The organism is Mesorhizobium erdmanii USDA 3471, from assembly GCF_000472705.1.
Taxonomy (GTDB): Bacteria; Pseudomonadota; Alphaproteobacteria; order Rhizobiales; family Rhizobiaceae; genus Mesorhizobium; species Mesorhizobium erdmanii.
On sequence record NZ_KI421455.1, the window covers coordinates 245,770 to 272,175 of the forward strand.

General features: G+C 64.1%; 30 protein-coding genes. All 30 read right to left on the reverse strand.

What is annotated here, in order from left to right; translation table 11 throughout:
* Positions 1-33: 33 nt before the first annotated feature.
* Positions 34-300 carry a flagellar biosynthesis protein FliQ gene (gene fliQ, locus A3AU_RS0133900; RefSeq protein ID WP_013893193.1) on the reverse strand — a complete coding sequence of 89 codons (267 nt, stop codon included), beginning with the start codon at positions 298-300 and terminating at the stop codon, positions 34-36.
* A 13-nt stretch (positions 301-313) separates the two neighbouring features.
* Positions 314-721 (reverse strand): flagellar hook assembly protein FlgD, encoded by a 408-nt coding sequence (gene flgD / locus A3AU_RS0133905; RefSeq protein WP_027030837.1) that lies wholly within the window; start codon positions 719-721, stop codon positions 314-316.
* A complete protein-coding gene (gene flbT / locus A3AU_RS0133910; protein ID WP_027056815.1) occupies positions 721-1,164 on the reverse strand; it encodes a flagellar biosynthesis repressor FlbT in 444 nt (147 codons plus the stop codon). Before flbT ends, flgD begins: the two co-directional genes overlap by 1 nt.
* On the reverse strand, positions 1,161-1,508 hold the full coding sequence (flaF, locus tag A3AU_RS0133915) for a flagellar biosynthesis regulator FlaF (protein ID WP_027056816.1): 348 nt from the start codon (positions 1,506-1,508) through the stop codon (positions 1,161-1,163). Before flaF ends, flbT begins: the two co-directional genes overlap by 4 nt.
* Positions 1,509-1,536: 28 nt before the next feature.
* Positions 1,537-2,580 (reverse strand): flagellar hook-associated family protein, encoded by a 1,044-nt coding sequence (locus A3AU_RS0133920; protein ID WP_027056817.1) that lies wholly within the window; start codon positions 2,578-2,580, stop codon positions 1,537-1,539.
* Positions 2,581-2,583: 3 nt separating this feature from the next.
* On the reverse strand, positions 2,584-4,038 hold the full coding sequence (gene flgK, locus A3AU_RS0133925; protein ID WP_027056818.1) for a flagellar hook-associated protein FlgK: 1,455 nt from the start codon (positions 4,036-4,038) through the stop codon (positions 2,584-2,586).
* A gap of 27 nt (positions 4,039-4,065) precedes the next feature.
* Entirely contained in the window at positions 4,066-5,322 is a 1,257-nt protein-coding gene (locus tag A3AU_RS0133930; RefSeq protein ID WP_027056819.1) for a flagellar hook protein FlgE, read from the reverse strand.
* A gap of 79 nt (positions 5,323-5,401) precedes the next feature.
* Positions 5,402-6,070: a response regulator transcription factor gene (locus A3AU_RS0133935; RefSeq protein WP_010911291.1), complete on the reverse strand. Its 669-nt coding sequence runs from the start codon at positions 6,068-6,070 to the stop codon at positions 5,402-5,404.
* 223 nt (positions 6,071-6,293) lie between these two features.
* On the reverse strand, positions 6,294-6,881 hold the full coding sequence (locus A3AU_RS0133940) for a transglycosylase SLT domain-containing protein (protein ID WP_051355546.1): 588 nt from the start codon (positions 6,879-6,881) through the stop codon (positions 6,294-6,296).
* Positions 6,811-8,184: a flagellar hook-length control protein FliK gene (gene fliK / locus A3AU_RS0133945; protein WP_027056821.1), complete on the reverse strand. Its 1,374-nt coding sequence runs from the start codon at positions 8,182-8,184 to the stop codon at positions 6,811-6,813. The genes A3AU_RS0133940 and fliK overlap by 71 nt, the downstream gene beginning before the upstream one ends.
* Positions 8,181-9,548, reverse strand: a complete 1,368-nt coding sequence (locus A3AU_RS0133950; RefSeq protein WP_027056822.1) for a chemotaxis protein MotC — start codon at positions 9,546-9,548, stop codon at positions 8,181-8,183. The genes fliK and A3AU_RS0133950 overlap by 4 nt, the downstream gene beginning before the upstream one ends.
* Positions 9,545-10,915 (reverse strand): MotB family protein, encoded by a 1,371-nt coding sequence (locus A3AU_RS0133955; RefSeq protein ID WP_027056823.1) that lies wholly within the window; start codon positions 10,913-10,915, stop codon positions 9,545-9,547. The genes A3AU_RS0133950 and A3AU_RS0133955 overlap by 4 nt, the downstream gene beginning before the upstream one ends.
* Positions 10,912-11,532, reverse strand: a complete 621-nt coding sequence (locus tag A3AU_RS0133960) for a hypothetical protein (RefSeq protein ID WP_027056824.1) — start codon at positions 11,530-11,532, stop codon at positions 10,912-10,914. Before A3AU_RS0133960 ends, A3AU_RS0133955 begins: the two co-directional genes overlap by 4 nt.
* A gap of 3 nt (positions 11,533-11,535) precedes the next feature.
* Positions 11,536-13,185 (reverse strand): flagellar basal-body MS-ring/collar protein FliF, encoded by a 1,650-nt coding sequence (fliF, locus tag A3AU_RS0133965; protein WP_027056825.1) that lies wholly within the window; start codon positions 13,183-13,185, stop codon positions 11,536-11,538.
* 131 nt (positions 13,186-13,316) lie between these two features.
* The gene (locus A3AU_RS0133970) at positions 13,317-14,384 is read right to left on the reverse strand and encodes a flagellin N-terminal helical domain-containing protein (RefSeq protein WP_027056826.1); all 1,068 of its coding nucleotides are present in this window, start codon (positions 14,382-14,384) and stop codon (positions 13,317-13,319) included.
* A gap of 275 nt (positions 14,385-14,659) precedes the next feature.
* Positions 14,660-15,646: a flagellin N-terminal helical domain-containing protein gene (locus A3AU_RS0133975; protein ID WP_027056827.1), complete on the reverse strand. Its 987-nt coding sequence runs from the start codon at positions 15,644-15,646 to the stop codon at positions 14,660-14,662.
* 248 nt (positions 15,647-15,894) lie between these two features.
* Positions 15,895-16,626 carry a flagellar type III secretion system pore protein FliP gene (gene fliP, locus A3AU_RS0133980; RefSeq protein WP_027056828.1) on the reverse strand — a complete coding sequence of 244 codons (732 nt, stop codon included), beginning with the start codon at positions 16,624-16,626 and terminating at the stop codon, positions 15,895-15,897.
* The gene (locus A3AU_RS0133985; protein ID WP_027056829.1) at positions 16,623-17,117 is read right to left on the reverse strand and encodes a flagellar basal body-associated FliL family protein; all 495 of its coding nucleotides are present in this window, start codon (positions 17,115-17,117) and stop codon (positions 16,623-16,625) included. Before A3AU_RS0133985 ends, fliP begins: the two co-directional genes overlap by 4 nt.
* A gap of 21 nt (positions 17,118-17,138) precedes the next feature.
* The gene (gene flgH / locus A3AU_RS0133990) at positions 17,139-17,846 is read right to left on the reverse strand and encodes a flagellar basal body L-ring protein FlgH (protein WP_027056830.1); all 708 of its coding nucleotides are present in this window, start codon (positions 17,844-17,846) and stop codon (positions 17,139-17,141) included.
* On the reverse strand, positions 17,843-18,430 hold the full coding sequence (locus A3AU_RS0133995) for a MotE family protein (RefSeq protein ID WP_032918633.1): 588 nt from the start codon (positions 18,428-18,430) through the stop codon (positions 17,843-17,845). Before A3AU_RS0133995 ends, flgH begins: the two co-directional genes overlap by 4 nt.
* 3 nt (positions 18,431-18,433) lie before the next feature.
* Positions 18,434-19,675, reverse strand: coding sequence for a flagellar basal body P-ring protein FlgI (locus A3AU_RS0134000; RefSeq protein ID WP_027056832.1), 1,242 nt, complete (start codon positions 19,673-19,675; stop codon positions 18,434-18,436).
* Positions 19,672-20,208 (reverse strand): flagellar basal body P-ring formation chaperone FlgA, encoded by a 537-nt coding sequence (gene flgA / locus A3AU_RS0134005; protein WP_161633564.1) that lies wholly within the window; start codon positions 20,206-20,208, stop codon positions 19,672-19,674. The genes A3AU_RS0134000 and flgA overlap by 4 nt, the downstream gene beginning before the upstream one ends.
* A 6-nt stretch (positions 20,209-20,214) precedes the next feature.
* The gene (gene flgG / locus A3AU_RS0134010) at positions 20,215-21,003 is read right to left on the reverse strand and encodes a flagellar basal-body rod protein FlgG (protein ID WP_027056834.1); all 789 of its coding nucleotides are present in this window, start codon (positions 21,001-21,003) and stop codon (positions 20,215-20,217) included.
* Positions 21,004-21,013: 10 nt separating this feature from the next.
* Positions 21,014-21,337 carry a flagellar hook-basal body complex protein FliE gene (fliE, locus tag A3AU_RS0134015; protein WP_027056835.1) on the reverse strand — a complete coding sequence of 108 codons (324 nt, stop codon included), beginning with the start codon at positions 21,335-21,337 and terminating at the stop codon, positions 21,014-21,016.
* Positions 21,334-21,750, reverse strand: a complete 417-nt coding sequence (gene flgC / locus A3AU_RS0134020; RefSeq protein ID WP_027056836.1) for a flagellar basal body rod protein FlgC — start codon at positions 21,748-21,750, stop codon at positions 21,334-21,336. Before flgC ends, fliE begins: the two co-directional genes overlap by 4 nt.
* A gap of 2 nt (positions 21,751-21,752) precedes the next feature.
* Complete coding sequence (flgB, locus tag A3AU_RS0134025; protein WP_027056837.1) at positions 21,753-22,133, reverse strand: flagellar basal body rod protein FlgB; 381 nt, start codon at positions 22,131-22,133, stop codon at positions 21,753-21,755.
* Between the two features lie 86 nt (positions 22,134-22,219).
* Positions 22,220-23,056: a hypothetical protein gene (locus A3AU_RS0134030; RefSeq protein WP_027056838.1), complete on the reverse strand. Its 837-nt coding sequence runs from the start codon at positions 23,054-23,056 to the stop codon at positions 22,220-22,222.
* The gene (gene fliI, locus A3AU_RS0134035) at positions 23,037-24,437 is read right to left on the reverse strand and encodes a flagellar protein export ATPase FliI (RefSeq protein WP_027056839.1); all 1,401 of its coding nucleotides are present in this window, start codon (positions 24,435-24,437) and stop codon (positions 23,037-23,039) included. The genes A3AU_RS0134030 and fliI overlap by 20 nt, the downstream gene beginning before the upstream one ends.
* Before the next feature lies 1 nt (position 24,438).
* On the reverse strand, positions 24,439-25,164 hold the full coding sequence (gene flgF, locus A3AU_RS0134040) for a flagellar basal-body rod protein FlgF (RefSeq protein ID WP_027056840.1): 726 nt from the start codon (positions 25,162-25,164) through the stop codon (positions 24,439-24,441).
* A gap of 2 nt (positions 25,165-25,166) precedes the next feature.
* Positions 25,167-26,294, reverse strand: coding sequence for a DUF1217 domain-containing protein (locus A3AU_RS0134045; protein WP_425487728.1), 1,128 nt, complete (start codon positions 26,292-26,294; stop codon positions 25,167-25,169).
* Between the last annotated feature and the right edge of the window lie 112 nt (positions 26,295-26,406).

Genomic DNA, 26,406 nt, shown 5'->3' on the forward strand with positions numbered 1-26,406 from the left:
GCACGGAGATCGCCGCACACATCGTCCGCTGCGTCAGAACCCGTTCTGGATGCGCTCGAAGATGACGTTGGTAAAGGCCGATATCTGGCCACCGATGAATGGTCCGGTGAGCGCCACCACCAACATGATGGCGACGATCTTCGGCACGAAGGTCAAGGTGATTTCCTGGACCTGCGTCAGCGCCTGGATGAGGGCGATGCCGATGCCGACCGCCATGGCGACCAGCACGACCGGAGCGGACGCGGTCAGGACCGTCCACACTGCGTACTGGACGATGTCGAGTGCGTCGGCCTCGTTCATATCAGAGGTTGGCCTAGCTCGCCGGCTTGATCGATACGCCCGCGCCGACGGGGACCGTGGTGCCATCCTGCAGCACCGCGATCAGTCCGTTGCTGCCGAGCGTCACCGAAGCCACCGTGCCGGTGGTCTTGCCGTCGGCCGAGGTGATGTTGCGGCCTATCAGAGCGTCGGCCTGCGACAATGCCGAAGACTGCATGATCTGGTCGAGCTTGGTGTTGGTCTGCACCGACTGCTCGACCTGCGAGAAGGTGGCGAGCTGGGCGACATACTGCGTCGAATCCATCGGCTTGGTCGGATCCTGGTTCTTCATCTCGGCGATCAGAAGCTTCAGGAACGAGTTGTAGTCGACCGCTGTCTTCGAGGTTTGCGTGCTGGTCTGGTTGGCGCCAACCGGTATTGTCGTCGTCATGTCCACGGTCATTAGTAGCGTGCTCCCACGGCCAGCGGGCGCGGCGCGCCCGGAACATCGTCATTGCCGCCAAGCGCGCGGCGTTCGAGAGGATAGAGCGAACGTATCGCCTTCAATGCCTCGTATATATGATCTTCGCCGACCATGCGGTCGATCTGCTTCAGCGCGCTGCAGATTTCGGCGTCCTCGAAACTTGCGATGAGCAGCGGCAGCGAGCGACGGAACATTTCGCGGGCCTCGTCGGCGCCGACCGGGTTGATCAGCATGACCTGCACGATGAAATACAGCTGCCTGAGCGGCGTCGATGCATCGTCGGCCTGGATCACATGACTTTCGAGCAGGAACTGCACGTCGTTCATCAGTTCAATGGTTACCTTGCGGTCGACCCGGATCACGGCGCCGTTGATGTAGATCTTCTCGTTGGGCTTCAGCGATATCTTCAGCGTGTTGGTCATTGAATGCCGTCGCGGATGATCTGGGACACTTCGATCAGCCCTTCGAAATTGTTGGTGCGGCCCTGGCGGATGTCCTCCGCCTCGCGCAGCAGCCAAAGGCCGATGGAAATCAGGTTGGCGCGCAACTCCTTGGGAAGCGCATTGTCGCTGGAGCCGAGGTCCTCGACGAAGACGGTCCAGACGCGGTTGGTGAATCGAAGTGCCTCGACCGCCTCCATCGAATCCTGACCGGCCGCGGCGGCCGCCGACAGCATGTCGATCGAGCGGGTCAGGAGCTCGCGCTCACGTTCCTTTGCGTCCGAGACGGAGGTGCTTTGGACGTCGGCGTAGGAAAATTGATACATCGTCGGCTCTACCGTTCCGCTCGAGTTGTCAGGTCAGGTATTTCAACAGGCTGAGCTGCTGCAGGCGCGCTGTCAAAGCGAAGGACGTCTCGATATGCTGCGTTAGGTCGGCGACCTTGGTGGCGGCCGTGGCCGGGTCGACGGCTTCGAGATCGAGGATATGGCGTTCGAACAGGTCGATCTGCGTCTTCATGCGGTCGCTGGCATCGGAGACGCGCTTCTGCACGATACCGGTCTCCGACTGGGCCTGGGCGATGCCGCTCAGCGCCTCGCCGACCAGTGTTTGCGAGTGGCTGATGATGCTGTCCTTCGCCGCCTGGCTGATGTTGGTGGACATCAGGCTCGAAACCATTGCGGACGCCATTGCGAGCTTCTTGATGCCGTCGCTGTTGGCGCTGGTCGACGTGTCGCTGGTTTCGTTGAGCGCGATGCGGCTGACGATCTGCTGGTCGGTGGCGTTCGACATGTTTGTCTGCCAACCCGCGCCGAGGAACTGCGGCGTGACATAGTTGGTGATGAAATCGTCCATCTGGGCGGTGGTGATGTTGGCCGCGGCCGGATCGCTGGACGTGAAGCCGAATTTGGCGACGAAGGAAGCGTCGAAGGCGGCCTTGGCCGGTGAGCCGGTGGCGGTGAAATCATTGATCGGCTTGACGTCGGTGTTGGTGCCAGCGAACAGATATTCGCCGTTGACGCTGGTGTTGAGGATCGAGGTAAGCTGCTGGATAGTCGTCTGGCCGGTTGATTGGGTCAGGCTGTCGGAGTTGTCACCCGACGACGCGGTGGTCAGGCTGGAGAGGAAGGTCTGCGCCACGCCCGAGAGCTGGCCGAGCGAGGTCTGGGTCGACGCAAGCCTTGCGGTCACCAGCCCGTTGGAATCGACGATGACGTTCAGCCGGTCGAGGTCGCGCTGGAAGGTGACGGACTGGGCGGTGCGTCCGCCCAGCGCCAGGCCGACATCGGCGACCCTGCCGGTCGAGGATTCCTTCGTGGCTTTGACGAGGTCGGCCTGCATGCGCATCTGCTGATAGCGCATGGCGTTGGAGAGGGCGACCGAGGAGACTGAGGTCATGGATTATCCCACCGCGTTCAACAGGGCCGTCATCATGTCATCGACGGTCTTCATCATCCGGGCCGATGCCTGATAGGTGTGTTCGAGGTCGAGCATTAGCGACATTTCCTGGTCGACATTGACGCCGGTCGCGTTGGACAGCGCCTCGGAACTGCGCTGCGCCAGCGCCTCCTTGGCGTCGGCGGCGGTCGAAGCCTGCTGGCGCATGCCCTGGAGCCAGCCGATCGAGTTGGCAGCGTAGTTGGAAACGCTGGAGGTAGCTGAAATGCCGGCCGCGGGGTCGAACGTCATCGGCTGGTCGAGCCGGTCGCCATAGGCAACCAGAAGGCTGGAATAGGAAGCGCCGCCACTGGTGTTGGCGACATAGGCAGCACCGTTGGCGCCGCCGTCGCGCAACAATGTCGCATTGCCACCCGCGCTCGGATCCATCGCCGCATTGATACTGATCGTGCCGGCCAGGCCATTGACCAACGTGCCCGCGGCCGGCACCGCCGGCGCGCCGGACCAGGTGAACAGGCCGGCGGCGTTGGGCATCGAAGGCGCGGTCTCGGCAAAGGCAGTGATCAGGCCGCGCGCGGTCTCGTCGAGCTGGCCTTGCATGGTCGAGGCGACGCCGTCGCGCAACTGCAGCAAGCCGGCGAGCTTGCCATTGGCGCTGGTGTTGCCGCCGCTTCCCGCCGAGACCGGCACGTTGTCGATATAGACGGTGTTGCCGGCGGCCCCGGCGGCGTAGCCGGCCGATGGCGTGAAGCTCACCGAGCGCGGGATCGTCTCGAACAAAGTGGTGCCATCGCCGGTGGTGATGACCATGTCATTGTCGCCGCGTGTGAAGGTCGATATCGGGACATAGTCCGCGATCTTCTTCAGCAGCGCGTCGCGCTGGTCGAGCGCGTCGGAAACATCCGACCCGGAGCGGGTTCCGGAAATAACCGCCTGGTTGGCATCCTGGAACTGGCCGAGCAGCGAGTTGAGGTCCTTCACCGCCGTGTCGATTTGGCCATCGGTCTGCGTACGGAAATCCTGAATGGCCTGGGAGCCTTCATTCAGGGAGCGAACGACCTGCTTGGCCGCGTCGATGACGCTCGAGCCGAGATTCTGGTTGGACGGCGAGGTGGCGTAGAGCTGCAGCGCCTGCTGCAGATTGGCGATGGCGGTCGAGGGCGAGGAGGCGTTGTCGACGCCATTGACCGACACGTCCAACTGATCCATGCCGCTGTAGAGCGCGTTCTGGCCACTATAGGCCGACAAGGCGCTGAGATTCTGCCGGAACAGCAGGTCGTTGGTTGCGCGCTGGATATCAACCGAACGCGCGCCGGGCGCCGTGCTGGTGACGACGGCGATGCGGCGGGTATAATCCGGATTGGAAGCGTCCGAGACGTTGCGCGTGACAACGCTGGTCTGGCGCGAGGTACTCATAAGCGCCGATTGGGCGATGCTCAATGCGGAAGATAACGACATGCTGGTCTTTCACGGGCCACGCCCGGTTTATCTCTTCAGGTTGACAAGGACGTCCATCAGGTCGGAACCGGTCTGGAAGACTTTCGAATTGGCGGTGTAGCTGCGCTGCGCCGCGATCATGTCGGTCAATTCCTCGGCGATATCGACGTTGGAATTCTCAAGCGCGCCCGAGATGATCGAGCCGGCCCTGCCTTCATTGGCAAAGCCGACACGGATCGCGCCCGACTCGGTGCCTTGCGCGTAGACGTTGCCGGGCAGCGCCTTGAGCTGGTCGGGGCTCTGCACGTCGGCCAGCGGAATCTTGTAGAGCGGCTTGGTCGAACCATCCTTGTACTGGGCGTAGATGGTGCCGTCCTTGCTGATCTGGATCTTGTCGATGGTACTGGGCGCGTTGCCGTTGACCTGGGCGTCGGAAACCGTGAACCCAGCGCCCAGCTGCGTCAGCGTCGACAGATCGAGCGAAAAGGCACTGCCGCCGGGCACGGTAAGCGAGACGCTGTCGACGGCGCCGGTGAGCTTGCCGGTGGTGGTGTCGAAGGTCAGGTTGGCCGTGCCCAACGCACCGCCCGTGTAGGGGAACGATGTTCCGGCGGTCGCCTTGGACTGATCGAAGACCGACACTTCCCATGTGCCGGTTCCGGTGTTGGTGAAATAGACGTCGAGCAGTTTCTTGTTACCGAGATTGTCGTAGGCGACCATCGAGGATTTCGAGGTGTATTGCGCGCCTGCCGAGTTGGTGGAGGGCAGGTTGGCGGCGACGACCGGCGTGGCGCCTGCCGGCAGATTGCCGCTGTAGGTACCCTCGGTGCTCGGCGTTGCGGTTAGTCCCTGGTCGGCGATGACGACGGGCTCCAGGCCTTCGAAGCCGTTCACGGTCGCCGCCGGCACGCCGTTGGCGTAGCTGTAGGCCATCAACTGGAAGCCGGCGGCGTTGACGAGCCTGCCCTGGGCGTCCGGAACGAAGGCGCCGGCGCGGGTCAGGAATGGCGTGCCGCTCGGGTCCTGGACGACGAAGAAACCATCACCGCTGACGGCGAGATCGGACACCGAGGTGGTGTACTGCAGCACGCCGGGATCGCTTACCGCCTGCCGGATCGTCGTGGTGACGCCGCCGGAATTGTAGGCGCCGCCCGTCGACGGCATGATCAGCGTCGAGAATTCGGCGGAGGACCGCTTGTAGCCGGTGGTATCGGAGTTGGCGATGTTGTCGGCTGTCGTCGAGAGGCGGTTTGCCTGGGCGTTCATGCCGGAAACGCCGGTCCGCATCATTCCGTAGAGGCTCATCGAGATGTCTCCGCAATATCCATGCCACTGGCAGCGAGGCTACGCGTCCTGTCTTGCGCGAGGCTGGCGCGGCGCGGCATCAGAACACCAGCCGGTAGCCGAGGAAACGTTTGGAATCGATCGGGTCGGTGCCCAGCTTCTCGCGCAGCTTCTTGCGCAATTTGCTGATGTGGCTTTCGACCACGTTTTCCTCGACCTCTTCGTCGAAGATGCCGTAAATCGCGTTGAAGACCTGGGTCTTGGTGACGCGGCGACCACGGTTGCTCGCCAGATATTCGAGGATGCGGCGTTCGCGACGCGGCAAGGGCAATGGCTGGCCGTCGATCTCGGGGTCGCGGCCGTCCATGAAGATGCGCATGGCGCCGATCTCGGTGTAGGCGACATCCTCATGGGCGCGACGGCGGATGGCGGTGATGCGGGCCAGGATCTCCCTGATGTGAACGGGCTTGCGGATGACATCGTCGACGCCACTTTCGAACAACCGCAGCGTGTTCTCCAGGGAATGCTGTTCGCTCAGCGCAATGACCGGAGCGCCGGTGCGGTCGCGGATCTGGCGCGGAGAGATGGCGCCGTCGCGGCAGTCGCCGATCAGGAAGGCCCTCACCGAACGCAGGTCGGTGTCGGCGGCCGAGTTCACCCACTCGCCGAATTCGCCGGGCGCGAAGCCCGCGCAGGCGACGCCCTCACGATCAAAAAGTGAATTGTATCCCTCAGTTACGAGCTCTCGCTCGTCAACGATCACGATCATCGGCCCCGCCTTCCGAATCAGCACATCTGCCCCGTGGGGAAAGGCGTAACCGCTGGCGAGAATCCTGAACAACCGTCATTTCTTGTAACTAGTTTCTTGGGAGTCTGGAATCGCGTCGGTTGCATTAGCGTGCAGCCAGATATGCCCGGTGAGGGAAGTTGTGGGCTAGTTAAACCTCGCGCCAGAAGTAGTGCACTTGGCGTATTAGAAGCAGAAAATACGCTTACGGGTTGCAGAAGGAGCGGGCATTGGCTGTCCATTTGCCAAAGCCGGTGGCAACCATGTTGACGATCACCCGGCAGACATAGACCTTCTGCGCCGGGTCGTTGTCAGGGCCGGCGTGATAGCGGGCGACGGCCATCGACCAGGTTTCGTGGCGGGCGTGGAGACTGGCCAGGAAACGCGCCGCATAGTCGACGTTCTGGCGCGGGTCGAGCATGTCCTCGACGCTGCGGAAATGCGAGGAATGATAGTGGTGGTTGATCTGCATGCAGCCGAGATCAATCAGCGTCTTGCCCTCGCGTTGGGCATTGGCGAAGGTGGCAAGCGCTTCGGCGCGGCTCCTCGGGAAGACCGCTTTTCCTTCTATATTCAACGCATTGGGCTGTAGGCTGCCTTTCTTGCCAGTTTCGGTCAGGCCGACGGCGTAGAGAATGCCGGCGGGCACGCCATAGCGGTCGGCGGCGCGCAGGATCTCGGGCTCGCAGGGATTGGTGGCGGCGAGGGCGGCGTTGGCGAAGCTAGATAAACATATCGCCGCCAGCGCGCTCGCGAGATGGCGGAGCGGCGCGGCCGTGTGCTTGCGCGTCATCATGGTTACCCCTTGCGGACTGCTGGCCCGGTTGCTGACCGCTGGCCCCACTGTTGCCGCCGCTGGAGTTTCCGGGCTGAAAGGCGGACTGGTCGCGGCCAGGTGCGGTGGTGAGGGTGGCGGTTGTATCTGTCCGGGTTGTAGCCGGAACAGCCACCGACGGTTGCATGATGGTGACCTTATCAACCTCGAAACCAAGCCCGCGCAGCGACTTGATGATTGCCTCGCTGTCGCTGGAAAGCCGACGGTAGGCGTCGTGCGTTTCGGGCTTCAGTTCAATCGAGAGTTGTTCTCCGGAGAGGCGAAGATGGGCGGTGACCATGCCCAGTTCGGCCGGGTGAAGTTCGATCTTCAACACATGTGTCGGAACGGCAACAGAGCTAGCCACCTGGCTGGTCGCGGAGGCCGCCGAAAACGCCTGCCGCGGGCTAACATCGGCCGCTACGGCATTGATTACGTTGAGCGCTGCCTGGCTGATCGGCGCCTGCGGCGGGGCAGGGAAGCTGCGTTCGGAAACTACGTCGACGCGCGACTGCGCCGAGGGCTGTTTTCCCGGTTCCGACCGCAACGAGGACTGGACGTCGGCGATGGACTGGAGCTGCGGCGCCGCCTGCTTCGCCCCCAGGTCCGGCACGTCGGCCGGCGCCGGCTCGGGCAGCGGGCCGGCAACGATTGCATTGTCACGCCGGGGCACGCCGGCGCCAGCACCGGCGGCGGAGTGGCCGTCGAGTTTCGTCAGCGGACCGTCGACGAGCGAGACCCGCTCGGGCTTCGACATCGGTTCGAGGTCGTCCTGCCCGGCGGCGGATGCCGCACGATAGGCCTTCGGCAGGACCTGCCCGTCGAGCGCCGGTTCCTGTCCGGTCTCGTTTGCGCCGGCTGACTTGGCCGATGTCGAGAAATGGCGCAGGTCATGAAACGCCATCAGCAAGGGCAGGTGGTCGTCGAGCGGCGTTGCGCCGGCATCGGTCGTCGGTGTCTCGGCATCGGCGTCCTTGTCCGCTCGGACATCCTTGCCGTCCTTCATGGATTTCGCGGCCGTCGATCCGGCCGGCGTAGCCCTCGCATTGCTCGGCGGCATCGGTTCGTCCTCGCCTGCCTGCGCCGCAAGGCCGGCGGCAAGCTTGCTCCAGCGCGGATCGCGTGCGCCGGCCTCGGTCGCGGGCTGCTTTTCCGGGTGGCTGGCGCCGCCATGCACCATCTTGCCGAAACCGGCATCATCCTTCTTGCCGGGCGCGGCCGGCTGCTCCGCCGTGCGGGCAGTGGCAAATCCCGACAGGGCCGGGCCGAGGCTGGGGGTCATTTCGGGGCGGCTCCAAGCATCTGGTCGATCAGGTCGAGCTGTCGACGGGTTTTCATCATGGCGGCATCGGTCGGGTCGGTGGCGTCGGGACCGGCGGAAGTTGCCGGCGCCGATGTCGGCACAATCGCGGCCGAATTGGCCGAAGGCGCCGGCACGTTTGGCGCGGCGGCTGCCGTGCCGCCGGAGGGCGCGACCGCTGGCTGTTCGGAGACGGCACCCTCGACGGGCGGCAAGCCGGCCTCGTCGGCCGCCTGTGTAGCGGCGGCTTCGGGTCCGGACCGCGGTGCGACGGTCGCGGGGCTCGCGGCGGGAAGGGAAACAGGCGGCGCCACCACCTCACCGGCGACCGCCTGGGCGGCGTCGAGCAGGGCGCGGTCGCCATCCGACAGCTTGCCACGGTCGATCTTGGCGAGCTTGGTGCGCACGTCCTCGATCGTGCCCGACGTCACCGTGGACAGGCTGGAATAGAGCAGGGCGCGCGGATCGCCCTGGTTGGTATTGCCGTCGCGGCCATCTTCCGCCCGCGCCGAGGCGAAGGCCGACAAGTCACTCAGGCCATCGATCGCGGCGCGGCGGGCGATGCGCAGATAAATCACCTTCTCGCGCTCGGGATCCATCATCAAAGTGATGTCGGCGAGCTTGTCCTGGCTGATCGACAGGTGCAGCGCGATGACGCCGGAGACAAAGGAATCGGCGAACTGGCTGGCATAGGGCGAATAGAGATAGCGCTCGACATATTGGGTGGAGGCAAGCGCGAAACGCGCCGCGTCGCCCTGCGTCACGGCGATGCCGACCGAGCGCCGCAAGGCCGCTTCCTCGACCAGCGTACCTGGGCTGAGCAGCTTGGCCTCGTCGAGCAGCGTGAGCGCCGCCGCCGGGTCGTCCGTCGCCATCAACGATCCCTTGACCAGGGCAAGAAAGGCCCCGAGGTCGCCAGGCAGCGTCATAGGATCGATTGGCTTCAAGACCTCGATTGCGCCGGCGGGCCGGCCAACCAGATAGTTGATGACGCCCTTGGCAATTGCGAGCTCTTGGGGATCCAGCGAGTTGGCGCGAGAGACCGCCGCCTCAACGGTGGATGGATTGCCGCCGCTCATGCCGTAGACCAGCAGCGCGCGAAAGTTCTTGGGATCCTTGAAGTCCTCCGCATCCGCCTCGCGCATGCGTGCATCGGTCATCTCGAGCAGCTTTGCCTGCATCGGCATCGCGGCGTGATCGCCGGCGGCGATGCGGTCTTGGACGAGCTGCAGCGAGCGCACCAGCTGGTAAGGCTGCAACGCGTCCTGAGCGAAGCCGGCCGACGGATATCCGACTGCCAGCAGCAACAGGCCCATCAGCCGGCTGGTGACGGCCGCCCCCCTCATCCGCCGCTCGTCATCAAGATCTCGATACGGCGGTTGGCCGCCGACATGGGGTCGGCCGCATCCTTCGGCTGGCGGTCGGCGAAGCCGGCAACCTCGGTGATGCGGCGTTCGTCGACGCCGCCGCGCACGAGCATGTAGTAGGCGGAATGCGCGCGCGCCGTCGACAGCCGCCAATTGTCATAGCTGGCGCTGCGGAAGGGACGCGCATCGGTGTGGCCGTTGATGCTGATGGTGCCTTTCTGGCTGTTGACGATGCGACCGATCTTTTCCATCGCCAGCACCAGTTCGCGGCTCGGCACCGCCGATCCGACTTCGAACATGCCGAAGTCGAGCTGATCGGTAATCGAGATGACGACACCCTTGTCGGTGGCTTCGACCGAGACGCCGTCATGCAGTTTGTCGCCGGGCTTGAAGGCATCAGCCAGTTGCTGCTTGACGTCGGCAGCCGCCTTCAACGCGGCGGCGGTGGGCGCCTTTTCCGCGGTCTCGGGTTTTGCGGTCTCTTGCTTGCCGATGGTTCCATCCGCCTGGGTTCCATCCGCCGTCCTGGCATCGGCGACTTTGCCATCCTTTGCCTCGGCATCGCTGGCCTTGGTCGCATCGGCCTTGGCGATAGGCTTGGCGGCCTCCTTGCCATCCGTCGCAAGCGGCTCGAGCGGTGCGTCTTCAATCGGCGGCGCGGGCGGCACGGCCTTGACCTTGGCCACCTGCGTCTCGGCGGCCTTGTCGCCGGGCTTGAGCGGGTCGCCCTCGATCTTGGGGCGCTGCGCGCTCGCTTCGGCGACGGGCGTGGCTACCTGCTGCGACCAGAAATCCGGCTCGAAGGGGTCGCGGTAGGACGCGCCGCCCGAGGCCCCCGTCGCCGGGCCGGCGGCTTGCGCGCCGCCGTCGCCCTTCTGGCTGACATTCTGCATGACGCCGGTGTCGGTGGCGATTTCCGAGAGCACCGCGTAAGGGTCGGCGAAGAGGTGATCGTCGGTTTGTTGCGCCTGCTGCTTGTCCTTCTTGGCGTCGGACGAGCCCGCGTCACCGCTGCCACCCTGCCCGGGTTTGGCTTTCGTCTGTTGCGGTTTTTCGGCCGTAACGCCGATGGCGCTCGGCCCGTCGCCGAGATCCTCCAGCCCCTTGCGGCTCGAATTTCGGTCAACCAGCTTGACGGGGTTGAAGTAGCTGGCGACGGCTGCCTTGGTCTGTTCATTGGCGGCGTTGATCAGCCACATGACCAGGAAGAAGCACATCATGGCGGTCATGAAATCGGCGAAGGCGATCTTCCACACGCCACCGTGGTGTGCCTCGTCGTGATCACCATGGGCATGCCGCACGATGATGATCTCGTGCCTGCCGTGGTCGGCCTCGGCGACGCTCATGACAAGACCTCGGAAAGGGTTGCCGACCATTCGGCGATGCGGGTCTCGAACACCGCCTCGTCAATGGTCACCGTCAGGTCGAAGCCGGGCGCCTCGATGAAGTCGAGATTTGCAGCGCGCGATCCAAGCGATGCCTTCAGGGTTTCGAACAGCGACAGCGGCCCGCGGACGGCGACGCGCACCGCTTCGCTATCGCCGACGGCTTCGCGAACCGCGCCGGCAAGCGCCTCAAGCGAGCGCTTCTGCAGATCGTCGCTGACAACGCCGCCGATGATGCGGGCGACCGTGGCGGTGACGAGGTCCGTCACGCGCGTCTCCATGGCGTCGATGCGCAGCGAGACCGCCGTGCCGATATCGCCGCCGAAGCTCTCGAGGAAAACCCTTGCTTCCTCGGCGTTCGCCCGGCGTTCCGCCTCCAGCGCCGCGTCATGGGCAGCGACAAGCCGTTCCGCCAAGGTTGCCTCCGCCTGGGCGACCGCCTCGGCGATCAGCGTGCCGATGTCGGCCTGCGGCGCGGATGCTTCCGGTTTGTGCTCGGATGCGGCCTGAGGCTGGCTGGCTCGCGGCGCGCGCGTGCCGAAATCAGGGAGGAGATCGAAAAGGGCTGCGGAGGCCATGGTTTACGCCGCGACTTCCTGGGCCGCCCATTTGCGCAGGATCTGCGCGGTGCGCTCCTCATTGAGGTCGACCATGCGGGCAAGCCGCTCCTGTGGCGCCGGCCTGATCTTCTGGCGAAGATCGTCGAGCGGGGTAGTGCCTGGCCGTGCGCCGGGCAGGGCGCCGATGGCGGCACCCGCGTCGGCGGAAGCGGCTGTCTCCGGAGTCGGCAGCGAACGCTGGACTTCATCGAAATTCGGGCCCGACAAGGCGGGCGTTGCCCTTGCCGTCAGCGCCGCCGCCATCGGCCGCAGGCCGAAGAAGGCCACCAGGAACACCACGACGATGAAAGCGCCGGCGTTGATCAGCGTGCCCGCATGCTGACCGATGGAGTCAAGCATTCCGGCCTGCGGGATCGCCTCGCCATCCAGCCCGTCGATGAATTCGACCGCCGAGACGTCGATGACGTCGCCACGCTTGTCGTCGAGGCCGGTGGCGGAGCTGACCATCTTCTGGATATCGGCGACGCGCTTGGCGATCTGTTCCGGGGTCGCGTCCTTGCCCAGGATCGTCTTCAGGCGATCCTGGTTGACGACGACCGCGATCGACATCTTGGTGACGGTGTAGCCGTTGGAGACGGTGGCGATCTTCTTGGAGTTGATCTCGTAGTTAGTGATCTCTTCCTTGCGGTCGTTCGCCGAAGAGGTCTGCGGACCCTCGGTGCTGGTCGCCTGGGTCTCCGGCAGGTTCTGCTCGACGCTGGCCGGGGTGGAGGCCTGCTTCTGGTTGCTGTTTTCATTGGCGCGCACCGACTGCACCGAGCGTTCGACGCGGGAATTCGGATCGAAAATGGTTTCTTCCGTCTGACGCGTGTCGGTGTTGACCTCGGCCTTGACGCTGGCGCGGAAATTGTCCGGACCGAGATAAGGGGTGAGGGCGCGGCGGATGTTGTCGCCGATCTGCGCCTCCACGGTCTGCTCGACGCCGAGCGTGCGGGCGGCGCTCGTGTTGGAGGGATCATCGCCGGCGGCCAACAGGTTGCCGTTGGAATCGAGCACCGTCACCTTGTCGGCCGACAGGCCGGGGACCGCGGCGGCGACGAGATGGCGGATAGACTGTGCGCTTTTCTCGGCGTCGATGCCGGCATAGCGGATGACGACCGACGCCGAGGGCTGCTGTTCATCGCGACGGAAGTTGGCGCGCTCGGACATGACGATGTGGACGCGCGCCGCCTTGATGCCTGAAATGGATTGGATGGTGCGGGCGATCTCGCCTTCGAGCGCACGCACGCGGGTAATCTGCTGCATGAACGAGGTGAGACCCATCGCGCCGACATTGTCGAACAGCTCGTAGCCGGCATTGGCGCTGGTCGGCAGGCCCTTCTCCGCAAGCAGCATGCGCGCCTGCGCCGTGGTGCCGGCCGGCACCAGAACGGAGGTGCCGTCGGCGCCGACGTCGAAGCCGATGCCGGCCTCGCCCAACACCAGGCCGATCTGGTTGACGTCGGAACGGTCGAGGCCGACATAGAGCGTGTCGTAGGCCGGGCGGTTGAGGTAGACCGAGGCGATGCCGATGACGCCCATCACCAGAACGGCGATGCCCGCCAACATGGCGAGGCGCTTCACACCAAAACCGCGGAGGTTCGAGATGATGCTCTGGATCTGTTCCGGCACGATAGAGCGACTCCCAGCATGATTGTCCGCCGGAACACTAGCCCCCGAAGCTTGTGCGAAAATGAAATCGGGCCGCGCTTGCGGCGCGGCCCGTGAATTGGAAGTAGATGTATTCCTCGGCTACGGCCGGATCAGCCGTTCTTGAACAGCGACAGGATCGACTGCGATGAGCTGTTGGCGATCGACAGCGACTGGATGCCGAGCTGCTGCTGCACCTGCAGCGCCTGGAGGCGGGTCGATTCCTTGTTCATGTCGGCATCGACGAGCTGGCCGACGCCGCGGTCGATGGAGTCCATCAGGCTCTGCGTGAAGGTTTTCTGCAGATCGATCGAGCTCTTGGCGGCGCCGAGGATGGTGGCCTGGTCGGTCAGCTGGCTCATGACCTTGTCGATCTTGCCGATCATCTGGGTGATGATGTCGTCGGTCACGCCGGCTGCCGTGATGTCGACGTTGTAAGCGGAAACGTTGTCGACCTTGGTAACCGCTCCTGCGGCGGTCTGGCCGGCAGTGTTGGCGGCGATGTCTGTGGCGCCGCCGGCGAGCGCGGTCGCATAGGCGTTGTCATACAGGCTCTGGGCGGCCGCTGTGGAATAGACCGAGGTCTGGCGGTCGAGAGTGCCCTGGTTCTTGACGGCGGTGGAGAGACCCGAATCGAACAGCTTCGTGCTCTCGACATCGATGTCGATCGTTCCAAGCGAAATGGCGCCCGACGAGGAGCGGTTGAAGGACGAGACGATCTTGGAGTCGGCCTGGACGCCGTCATTGGGGGCGGCGACCTGCGTTGAAGTCACCGAAAGGTAATTCGACCCCGAAAAGGTGGCGGCATCGGCAAAGGACTTCATTTGCGCCTGGAGCGCGGTGATTTCGGTCTGAGTCTTTGCCTTGGCGGCATCGGTCTGGCCAATGGTGGAAAGCAGCTTGGTCTTGATCTGGCCGACAGTCGCCAGCACGTTGTTCATACCGGTGTAGGCGGTATCGACTTTCGAGGCGCCGAGGCCAAGTGCGTCCTGCACGGTCGACAGTGCCTGGTTGTCGGAGCGCATCGTCGTGGCGATCGACCAATAGGCGGCGTTGTCCGAGGCCTGGGAGACCCGGTAGCCGGTCGAGATCCGGGCCTGTGTCATCTCGAGCGATTTGCTGGTGGCGTTGAGACTTTGAAGTGCAGTCAACGCCGCGGCGTTCGTCATGATGCTCGACAAGAAACTCGCTCCTTTTTTCGGGCCGGTTTCTCAAAAACCGGCGTTGCCCTCGCGAGCCGCTCGCCCGCCCATGGATTGCCGTCGTGCCGATCGGGCCGATTCGTCAATCCGTTGTAAGCTTTTGGTTAACCATGACTAGCTCGTTATGGTTAACGGCCTGTTAAAGGCCTGCTTTCAAGGGGTAAGAAACGAGGGTTGCGCGGGACTGGAGCAAACGCAAAAAGGGCCGCGCTTTTGGCGCGGCCCTTTTGTCTGATTTAGCCGTTCGAGAATGATCAGCCGCGGAAGAGCGACAGGATCGACTGCGACGAGCCGTTTGCGATCGACAGCGCCTGGACGCCGAGCGACTGCTGGACCTGCAGCGCCTGGAGGCGGGTCGATTCCTTGTTCATGTCGGCATCGACGAGCTGGCCGACGCCGCGGTCGATGGAGTCCATCAGGCTCTGCGTGAAGGTCTTCTGCAGGTCGATGGAGCTCTTGGCGGCGCCGAGCTTGGTGGCCGCGGTCGTCATGTCCTTGAGAGCGGCGTCGACGACGGTCATCATCTGCGAGATCTGGGCGTCGCTCGCGGCCACGCCGCCCGTAGAGATGGACAGGCTGGCAACCGAATAGGTATCGCCGGCTGCCGGAGCGGCACCCAGTGTCGGGTTCTGTGCAGTGGTGGTCGTAGCGCCAGTGGTGCCGAGGCGAGCCGCATCGAGGATGCCCTTCGCGGTCGGCGCCGCACCGGAGTCATAGAGCTTGATGCTTTCTACGTTGACATTGATCGTCGAAAGCGAAACCGCGCCGGTGGCGCTGCGGTTGAAGGCCGAAACGATCTGAACGTCGGCAGCGGTGCCCGAAGCGGTGGACACCGAAAGCATGTTGGTGCCGGAGAAGGTGGCGGAGTCGGCGTAACCCTTCAGCTGTGCCTGCAGGGCAGCGATTTCGACCTGGGTCTTTTCCTTGGAGGCGTCGGTCTGACCGTAGGAAGCGGTCAGCTTCTGCTGGATCGAGTTGATGGTGGTGATCGCGCTGTTCATGCCGGTGTAGGCGGTGTCCACCTTCGAGGCGCCGAGGCCGAGCGAGTCCGAAACGGTGGACATGGCCTGGTTGTCGGAACGCATCGTGGTCGCGATCGACCAGTAGGCGGCGTTGTCCGAAGCCTGGGAAACGCGATAGCCCGTCGAGATGCGGGCTTGGGTGGTGGCGAGGTTGTTCTGGGTAGCGTTAAGGCTCTGCAGCGCGGTCAACGCGGCGCTGTTCGTCATGATACTGGACATGGCTACTCTTACCTTGGTTTTACAGGTGTTTTTTTGACATACCGGCTTTCCCGGTATGACGGAGCGGCATCATGCCCATGATCGTCGAAAGAGATCACCCGCCATCTGCGAGCGACTATGGCGGCGAGTTCCTACCAAAGGACTAAACCTGAGGGTTAATCGAAAATAATTGGAGAAAGATTCGACGACGTCCCGCGCACCGCCCGGTTTGTTCCGGGCAGTCGAAACGTCGGGCCGAAACGGCAAAGTCAGGTGAAGGAGCGCACCAGGCTGCCGACGAGCAGGTTCCAGCCGTCGATCAGGACAAAGAACAGGATCTTGAACGGCAACGACACCACGGTGGGCGGCAGCATCATCATGCCCATCGCCATGGTGATGGTGGCGACGATCAGGTCGATGACCAGGAAGGGCAGCACGATCAGGAAACCGATCTCGAAGCCGCGGCGGATCTCGGAGATCATGAAGGCCGGCACCAGGATGCGCAGGTCGACCGTCTCCTTGGCAACGACCTGGCCGCGCTCGCGGGCGAGATCGGCGAAAAGGTCGAAGTCCTTGTCGCGCACATTGTGCAGCATAAAGGTGCGGAACGGATCAGAGATCTTCTCGAAGGCCTCCGTCTGGCTGATCTGGTTGTCCATCAGCGGCTTGACGCCGGTGTTCCAGGCCTGATCGAAGGTCGGCGCCATGACATAGAAGGTCATGAACAGTGATAGGGAAATCAGGATGAGGTTGGCCGGCGTCGACTGCAGGCCGATGCCGGCGCGCAGGATCGAGAAGGCGATGACGAAACGGGTGAAACTCGTCACCATGATAAGCAGGCCCGGCGCCACCGACAACACGGTCAGCAGGCCGAACATCTGGATGATATAGCCGACGGTGGCGCCGTCGGCCTTGCCGATGCCGCCCAGGTCCAGCTGCTGCGCCGCCGCGACGGAGGTGGCGGCGCCGATCAGCGCCGCGGCGAGAAGGAGCTTCTTCATTCGAGCAGCAATGTCCTGATGAGAACCTGTTTGGCGTGCCCCTGGCTGCGGATCGAGGCGCGTTCCTCGAGATCGGCTTTCAGGTGTTGGTAACCGCTGGCGCCCTCGACCTGATGCATCTTCAGCGTGCGAACGAAGGCCAGAAGGTCCTGTTGGATGTCCTCCGACATCGCCGGTGGCTGCGGCGAGTCGTAGACCACGGATACTTCCATCCTGATCCAGGTGTCGGCGGGGGATGCGATGTTCGTGGTGATCGGCGCCAGCGCGACGAGCGTCGGCCCCGTGCCGGGCTGTTGCGCGGCGGCCGGCGGAGTAGCCTTGCCCTCATTTTCAGGTGCCGCCGGCACCGACGAGGGCGCTGCGACACCTTTGAGATAGCCGCCGGACATCCAGCCCATGCCGATGGCGGCCGCCGTCACCACCAGCAGCATGGCGCCCTGGACGATAAGGGAAGGGCCTTTGCGAGGCTGGATCTGTTCGGCATTGGCCACGGTGCTTTTGGTCTCCAATCCCTAGAACGGAAGAACCTGGTCGAGAACCTGCTGCCCATAGGCCGGCTGCTGGATCTCGGTGATGCGGCCGCGCCCGCCATAGGAGATGCGCGCCTCGGCGATGCGTTCGTAGGGGATCGTGTTTTCCGCGCCGATATCGGCCGGGCGCACGATGCCGGCTATGGTCAGTACCCTGAGCTCGGCGTTGACGCGCACTTCCTGCGATCCCGTGATCATCAGATTGCCGTTGGGCAGGACGTCGGTGACGATGGCGGCGACGTTGAGCTCCAGCGTTTCCGATCGCTTGATCTCGCCGTCCGCGGTTGTGTCGGTACCCGAGCTGAGCGCTCCGGAACCCTTGCCCGCGGTGCTCAACTTGTCCCACTGCGCGCTGATGTCGTAGCCGAGCTTGCGATTGGCGGTTCGGCTTCTGTCATTCTGGTTCTTGAAGTTGGCGCGGTCGTTGATACTGATCTTGACGGTCAGTATGTCGCCCTGCTGCAGCGCCCGCGGGTCGGTGAACAACCGGCTCTGGCGGTCGTCCCACAGCGAGAATTTCTTGACCGGTGCGCGCGGCGTCTGGGGGTATTTGTAGAGGGATCCGGTGTTGCCGCCGTCGATGCCCGAGCCCACCGGAGACAGCGACGGTTCCTTGCCGACCTCCTTGAGGTTGGTGCCGCAGCCGGTCAGGACCGCCACCGCGCACAGGATGAGCATTTTGCGGATCATGACGGATCTACCCTTCGGGCTGCGCTGGCCATGATGCCGGTGAGCGTCGCCGCCGCCTTCTGGTCCATTTCGTTGAGAATGACGCTGGCCTTGCGTGGATCGAGTTTCATCAGGATGGCAGCAGCCAGATCGGCGTTGACGATTGCCAGGCGTTCGGCCGCCGCATCGGGCTTCATGCCGGCGTAGATATTGACGACGCCGTCCTCGGCTCGGGCCAGGAAGACTTCACGCCGCTTCAGCCAGGTCTCGTATTCGGCCTTTTTCGCGTCCAGGGCTTTCATACGCTCGTCGATGCCGGCCTGCAGCTTCTTCAATTCCTCGGCCTGCAAGGCATAACGGCGGTCGCGAGCGGCGTCGGCGATGTTGGAGCAGAAGCGCTCGATCTCGCTCTGGTCGGGCGCCTTCTCCCGCGTCAGTTGCTGTGGCGCCGCCGCGGGCTGCGCTCCAGGGAGAACCTGGCGAACAACATCCTCGCCATATGCACCATTGCCGGAAACGGAGACAGCCGCGAGGGCCGCGGCCGCAAACAGGATTGCGCGGGAAGAGCGTCTTTCATGGGATGAGAAGGAGGGGATCATCGGCATCGCCTATTGGAGAACCAGATCGGCTTGCAGGGCGCCGGCCGACTTGATGCCTTGCAGGATGGCAATGATGCCGTCCGGCTTGACGCCGAGGCGGTTGAGGCCGGAAACAAGGGTTTGCAGGTCGGGCCCGTCGAGCACCGCGACGCGGCCATTGGGCCGGCTGGCATCGATGGCGGTGAACGGTTCGACAGCGGTTTCGCCCTTGGAGAAGGGCTCGGGCTGCACGACGCGCGGCGCCTCCGTGATGCGCACGGTCAGCGTGCCGTGGCTTATGGCAACGCGCGAGATCTTGACGTCGTTGCCGATGACGATGGTGCCGGTGCGCTCGTCAATGACGACGCGGGCCGGCGTATCGGATTCGACCACCAGGTTCTCGATCTCGGCATAGAAGCGGGCGGCCGAAACGCCGTTCGGCCTTCTGATCTGCACGGTGCGAGAATCGCGCTCACCCGCCACGCGCATGCCGAAGCGCTGGCTGGTATAGTCGTTGATGGCATCGGCGATGCGGATGGCGGTCGAGAAATCGGGATTGCGCAATTGCAGCGTCAGCGTCGATTGATCATCGAATTCGGCCTTCACCGAGCGCTCGACAATAGCGCCGTTGGGGACGCGGCCGGCAGTCGGCACACCTTGTGTCAGCTGCTGGGCCTGGCCTTGGGCGATAAAGCCGGAGACGATGACGGCACCCTGGCCAACGGCGTAGATTTCGCCATCCGCCGCCTTCAGCGGCGTCATGATCAGCGTACCGCCGGCAAGCGAGGTGGCATCGCCCATCGAGGACACGTCGATGTCGATGCGAGCGCCCGACTGCACGTAGGGCGGCATGTTGGCGGTGACGATGACGGCGGCGACGTTCTTGGCGCGCGCACTGCCGCCTTCGGTGGCGATGCCGAGATTTTCAAGCATGGCGCGGATCGACTGTTCGGTGAACGGCGAATTGCGCAGGCTGTCACCCGAGCCGGCGAGGCCGATGACCAGGCCGTAGCCGACCAGCTGGTTGTCGCGCGAACTCTGCAGCTGGGCGATGTCCTTGATGCGCGAGGCGACCTGGCCAGGCGGCAGCGAGCTTGGCCCGGGCGAGACGCGGAACATGCGGGTTGTGGTGGCCGGATCATATTCCGGATCGTTGTCGACGCCGCCGTTCCTGGCGGCGAGCTCGCGCTTGGCCTTGGGTGTCAGGCCGTCGGCCAGCGCCGGCTGCAAGCCGAGCGTGGCCGCGAGAAGAAGGGCAAGCAGGCGCATCATGAAGCGCTGACCTGGATGGTTCCGTCGGCCATCACCGTGCCGGAGAGGATCTTGCCGCTGTCGCTGTTGCGAACCTTGATGAAGTCGCCGGCCGCGCCTGGCTGCAAGGTCACGGCGGTGGCCGATATCGTCAGTCCGCCGGCGATGAAGAAGACCTGCACGGCAGCACCCTGTTCGACCAGCCATGCCTCGCGGATGGCCGTGGTTGGAATGTAGCGGCCAGGCAGCAGCGTGCGCTTGGCGATCTTGCCCTGGAGTTCTTCGACACGGGTCGCCATCGCATCGGGCTTGTGCTTGCCCGGGATGAGGGTCACCTGTTTCAGTGCGGCGAGTTCGATCGTCTCGCCGGGATAGATGACGCGGTTGGGGATCAGCACGATCTCGCCGGTGGGTTGGGTGCTGGCGATCTCCGTTGCCGATTGATTGGCCGATTGATTTGTCGACTCCTGGGCGAAAGCCGGCACGCCGCCAGCCACCAGCGCAAGGATCAGCGCGGTGCGGCGGAATGCGGAGCAGGAGATCGCCATGGCCATCATCCCTTACCTGATATTCTTGGAGACGACCGAGGCCATGTCGTCGGCGGCCTGGATCACCTTGGAATTCATCTCATAGGCGCGCTGCGCGGAGATCAGCTCGGTGATTTCCTTGACCGGGTCGACGTTGGAGGCCTCGAGATAGCCTTGCTGGATGGTGGCGAAGCCGGGATCGCCGGGCACGCCGACATTGGCGGGGCCGGAGGCCGTCGTCTCCTGGAACAGATTGTCGCCGAGCGGTGCGAGACCCGCCTCGTTGGCGAAGTTGGCGATCTGAAGCTGGCCGAGGGTCTGCAAGGCGGTCTGGCCGTCGATGCGGGCGAAGACCTGGCCGGTCTTGTTGACGATCACCTCGACCGCATCGGTCGGCACGGTGATGGCTGGAATGACATTGGCGCCATCCACCGTCACCAGCTGGCCGGTGGCGTTGGTGTTGAAGGCGCCGGCGCGGCTATAGAGCGTACCGCCATCGGCACCCTCGATCTGGAACCAGCCCCTGCCGGTCAGCGCCATGTCGAAGCTGTTGCCGGTGCTGGTCAGTTCGCCCTGTGTGTGCACGTTGCGCACCGCCGTCGTCTTGACGCCGAGGCCGATCGAAACGCCCTCCGGCACCAGCGAGGCGTTGGAGCGGTTGGGCACGCCTTGCGTGCGGTCGACCTGATAGAGCAGGTCGGAGAATTCGGCACGCGCCCGCTTGTAGCCGGTGGTGTTGATGTTGGCGATGTTGTTGGCGATGACTTCCAGATTTGTCTGCTGGGCATTCATGCCGGTTGCGGCGATGGCAAGTGCTTTCATGGCCTACTCCTCAGATACCCATTCGACTGACTTCGAGATAGGCCGAAACGACCTTGTCGCGGATGGCGACGGCGGTCTGAAGCGCCTGCTGGGCGCTCATCACGGCATCGACGACCTGACGGGTGTCGGCATCGCCCTTGAGCGCCTGGAGCGACACCTGCTCGGCATTCTGCAGCGTGTTGACGGTCTTGGCGGCGGCCTGGCTTACCGCTTCGGCGAAGGAGGTGCCGAGGTTGCCTGACGTCGCCGGCGCGACACCGCCCTGCAGCAAGTCGGTCGCCGTATCGCCCAGCCCGGGCTTCAGGTTAAGCGCGCCGATGCCGTTCACGATCATTGGTTCCTCATCAGGTCGATGGTCATTGAAATGAGGTCGCGCGCCTGCTTCACGACTTGCAGGTTGGCCTCGTAGGAACGGTTGGCCTCGGTCATGTCGGCCATTTCGATCAGCACGTTGACGTTGGGCATCTTGACGTAGCCCTTCTCGTCGGCGGCCTCGTTGCCGGGCTGGAACTCGATGGGAAAATCACTCGGATCGCGGTCGATCGAATTCACTTGGACCGTCGAGCTGCCGGAGGCCCGGTCAAGCTCGGAGACGAAGCTGATGGTCTTGCGGCGATACGGGTCGGCGCCGGGCGTGGTGCCGGTCGACTGGGCGTTGGCGAGGTTTTCCGAAACCACGCGCAGGCGCTCGGACTGGGCGCCGAGGCCGGATGCTGCGACTTTCAGGGCTGCGGTCAGCGCGTCCATGGTCAGCTCTTCACCGCCATCATCATCATCGAGTGGAATGCCTTGACGATCGCCGTGTTGAGTTCGAAGGAGCGGCGCACCTCGCCGGCCTTGAGAAGCTGGTCCTCAAGCACGACGGAGTTCTTGGACGGCATGACGACGCCGTCATCTTCCTGCGGCTTGATGGTGAAGCCGGCATTGGTGGCCGCGCTGCCGAGGTGGCCGGCCTCGGTGGTCTGCAGCGACACCGCGGTACGGTCGAGCACCTTTTCGAAAGGCTCGACATCGTTTGCCGTGTAGCCCGGCGTGTTGGCGTTGGCGATGTTGCCGGCGATCGCCGACTGGCGCACCGAAAGCCACTGCGCTTGCTTGGCGGCAAGATCGAAAAGGGAAACGGGCTCCATGGGAATCTCCGGGCATGTGCCCAAAGACTAGGCCGCCAGTCTTGCGCGGACCTTGCGGGCGCCCGCAAGGTCGTACCGCGACGGCCCTACCTGGAAAGCTGGATCACCTGGTTGGTGCTGGTCAGCATGACCCATTTGCCGTTGCGCTGTTCGATCGACGACACCGTGCTGGAGTCCGGCAGCGTCGAGCCGCGCTGGACGATCCACAGGCCGGTGTCGTCCTCGATCATGGCGCGGCCGTTGGCGACATGGACCATGCGGAATTTCGCGACATCGGCGGGGAAGGGTTGGTCGCCGGGCGGCTGTGCCGGAGCGGCATCTTTAGGCACTGCTCCGGTGGCGAACAGGTCGATGCTGGTATTGGGAAGGTCCTTCGCCGTCAGCGGCGCGCTGCGCGAGGCGACCACGCCGCCACCCGCGCGTCCCGAATTGGTGCCCGTGCCGCCAAACTTGATCGCCTGGACGCCGAACTGCTCCTGGTTGAAGAAGATGTACCAGGGAAACAGTGCACAGATCAGGCCAAGCGTGACGCCGAGCGCGGCGATGACGAAGTCGCTGCGGCGGTCCGGCTTCTTGCTCAACTTTGGAAATTGCGGCTTTGGCGGTTGTGGCCATTCGGTGACGGGAAACAGGCCGTCGATCAGCGATTCGCGGCTTGCCTGCGTCATCTCGGCAGGATCGACGCGGGGAACCATGTGCGTGGCCGGCACGGCGGTCCGACCCAGAACAGGCTCTGATCTGGGTAGAGCCGGCTTGACCGCCCTGGCCAGAACAGCCGCGGTCTTGGCGGCCATGGCGCTGGCCGCCTTTGCCTTGGCGCCCCTCTCTTCCTCGGCTCGCGCTCGCTCGGCGGCGTTCGCCTCGGCGATCATCTCGTTCAGGATGCGCTCGGTATATTGGCGTTCAGTCTCCTGATTCGGCATTCAGCTTTCCCTTGAGATGGCGGGCGAGATCGGAGAACGGATCGGCCGACGGGCGGTCCCTGGGCGATTGCGTCAGCGCCTCGTAGATCAGCGGCACCTGGCGCACGGCGATGTCGAGCTCGGCGTCGACGCCGCCCTGATAGGCGCCGAGCAGGCGGATGTCGCGCGTGTCCTCGAAGCGGGAGATCATCGACTTCAGCCGTGTCACCAAGGCGCGCTGTTCGGCGCTCCAGGCCTTGCCTGCCAGGCGCGATATGGATGACAGAGGATTGACCGGCGGATAGCGGCCCTGTTCGGCGATCGCGCGGTCGAGCACGACATGGCCGTCGAGGATACCGCGCACGGAATCGGCGACCGGATCGTTGTGATCATCGCCGTCGACCAGCACCGAAATGATCGCGGTGATCGAGCCCTTTCCCTCCGCGCCAGGCCCCGCGCGCTCGAGCAGCTTGGGCAGTTCGGTGAAAACCGAGGCGGGATAGCCGCGGGCGACCGGCGGCTCGCCGGTTCCCGTCGCCACCTCGCGCAGCGCATGGGCGAAGCGGGTGATCGAATCCAGCACCAGCAACACACGCTGGCCCTGGTCGCGAAAGTGCTCGGCGACGCGCATGGCGGTGTCGGGCGCGCGGCGGCGCATCATGGCGCTCTCGTCGCTGGTGGCGACGACAGCCACGGTCTTGGCCATGCTGTCGCCGATCGTGTCCTCGAGGAATTCGCGGACTTCGCGGCCGCGTTCGCCGATCAGCGCCACGACGACGGTGTCGAACGCGTCGGCGCCGGCGAGCATGGCGAGGAGCGTCGATTTGCCGACGCCCGAACCCGCAAAGACACCCATGCGCTGGCCGAAGCAGAGCGGGGTGAAGATGTCGATGACCTTGACGCCGGTCATGAAGGCGGTGCCGACGCGCTGCCGTGCCATGGCACCGGGCGTGGTGACGCCATCCGAGAGGTCGTCGCCCCTGATCAACGGCGGACCGCCATCGATCGCCCGCGTGAGCGCGTCGATGGTACGGCCGCGCCATGAGCCGTGCGGCGCCACGGCGAGCGGTCCCCTGCGGAACACCGCATCGCCGATGCCGGCATCGGCACTGCGCTCGAAGGGCGCGACGACAACCTCGTCGCGGCTGATCTTGACGATCTCGCCGCGGCGTGCGCCGGCCTGGCCGCGCTGCTCGACGATGTCGCCCAGCCTGGCGAAATCGGAAAGGCCGCGCACCTTGTAGTGGGTGGGCGTGACTTCGGTGACGAGGCCGCCACGCTTGACCAGCCCGTCGCCGTTGCCGAAACGCCGGATGACCCGTTCCAACGCCGCCAGCCGATCCTCCGGCGCCGGCTGGACCTGTCTTTCGGGTGCGCGGATGGAGGGCTGGCCTGATGTCATACTACGACTTCGAGCCGAGCGTCTTGATCGCCTCGTCAGTGGATGAATCGGTTTGGCGCATTAGGGCAGCTGTGTTCTCGAAGGCGCGCTGGACCATGATCAGCCGCGTCATCTCCATCACCGGATTGACGTTGGATTCCTCCACGAAACCCTGGGCGATACCGACATCGGAGCGATCGGTGACCGGCTCAGGGGTGCGCGAAGGCACGATGCCGGAATTGCCGTAGCGCACGAAATTCTCGCCCGGGTCGAAATTGTAGAGGCCGATCGAGCCGACAAGCTGGTCGTTCTGGCGCAGCGAGCCGTCGGCGCCGGCCTTGGGCGGGCCGTTGCGGGGATCGAGCTGGATCGGTGCGCCGCCGGCATCGAGCACCGGATGGCCTTCGAGCGACATCAGCTCGCCATTCTCGTTCATGGAGAAGCGGCCGTCGCGGGTCATGACGGTGCCGGCCGGCGTATCGATGGCGAACCAGGCATCGCCCTGGATGGCGAAATCGAACGGGTTGCCGGTCTCGCTCAGGGAACCATGGGCGCCCGAAAGATAGGTCTTGCCCGACGAGGCGAAGGACACCGATTTCTGCCCGGTGCCCGACACCACGTCCTCGAATTTCACACCGGTGGCGCGAAAGCCGACGGTGTTGGCGTTGGCGACATTGTCGGCGATCGTGTCGAGCCGGCGCTCGAGCGCCATCTGCGCGGAAAGGGCGACGTAGAGGCTGTCCTGCATGATTAGAACTTCAACTTCTGCATGGCCATCATCAGGTCGGTGGAAATGCCCGACGTGACCGGCTGGGCGAATAGCACGCTGACGGACGACACGGCCGGAGAGGTTGGATTGTTGATCTCGTACATGCTGGTGAAGCGGGTCAGGAACTTGGTGAGTTTCGCGGGATCGGTGAAATCCGTGAGGTCGAGCTTCTGCTCGAACAACTGCGCCTGCTTGTCGATGTCGGCCGTGGCGAAGGAATCCGGGAGCCCCAGCGCGGTGCGCACGACGCTGGCAAGGGCGGTGTCGGCCAGCACGTCGTACCAGCTGGTGATGTCGGGCGCCTTGCGCTGGAAATAGAGCGCCAGCCGAACACCTTCGTTGGTTTGGCCGGCGTCCTCTTCCAGTGTCTGGCGCAGATATTTGTCAACCGTCGGCTGCTGCGCCGGATTGATGGTGGTGGCGTTCTCGCCATTGGCTTGGAAATTGAAGGCCAAAGCCAAGCCTGCGTAAGCCGGGTTCGTCTGCGTGTTGGCGACGCTGCCAGGGTCGCTGACCTTACTTTGCAGGACCTGCTTGATCAGGTCCTTGTCCTCGGTCGCCGAGTCGAGACCGTATGCGGCCAGGGCATAGGTGTAGAGCCGGCTGTTCGACATCAGGTCGTCGACGGACTTCACCTTGGTGATGTTGGCGAGGTAGTAGGTCGTCTCGCCCTTCACATAGTCGGAGTTCGGATCGAGGCCGGCGATCTGCGCCTGCGTGGCGTAATTCTTCGTCACCAGTTGCTGGGCGCTGTTATAGATGGTCGCATCGGGGCCATTGGCGGCGAAGTTGAAGGCGCTCACGAATTGGGCGTAGCGCTTGTCGGTCAGCTTGTTGGCGAAACTGTTGGGATCGGTGACGCCTTCCTTAAGCGCCTTGACCATGAAGGCCTTGGCATAGTCCATGTCCCCCAGCCCGAACGCCTTCATGGCATATTTGAACAGCCGGTCGTTGTTGACGAAATCGTCGATCGATTTCACCTTGGTGATGTTGGCGAGATAATACTGGGTGTCGCGATCGACCGTCGGCTGTTGCTCGATCCGGTCGATCGACTTGTTGATGTCTTTGGCGATCAATTGGTAGCTGGTAAAGGTATTGAGCAACGTCATGCCTCCGGCCGAAGCTTAATATCGCGACAATAACCTGACATCCTTGCGCGAAACTGAATCGCCGACATTCGGGTCCAAGGCAGCCCGGATTCAAGCCTCACACAAGGCACGG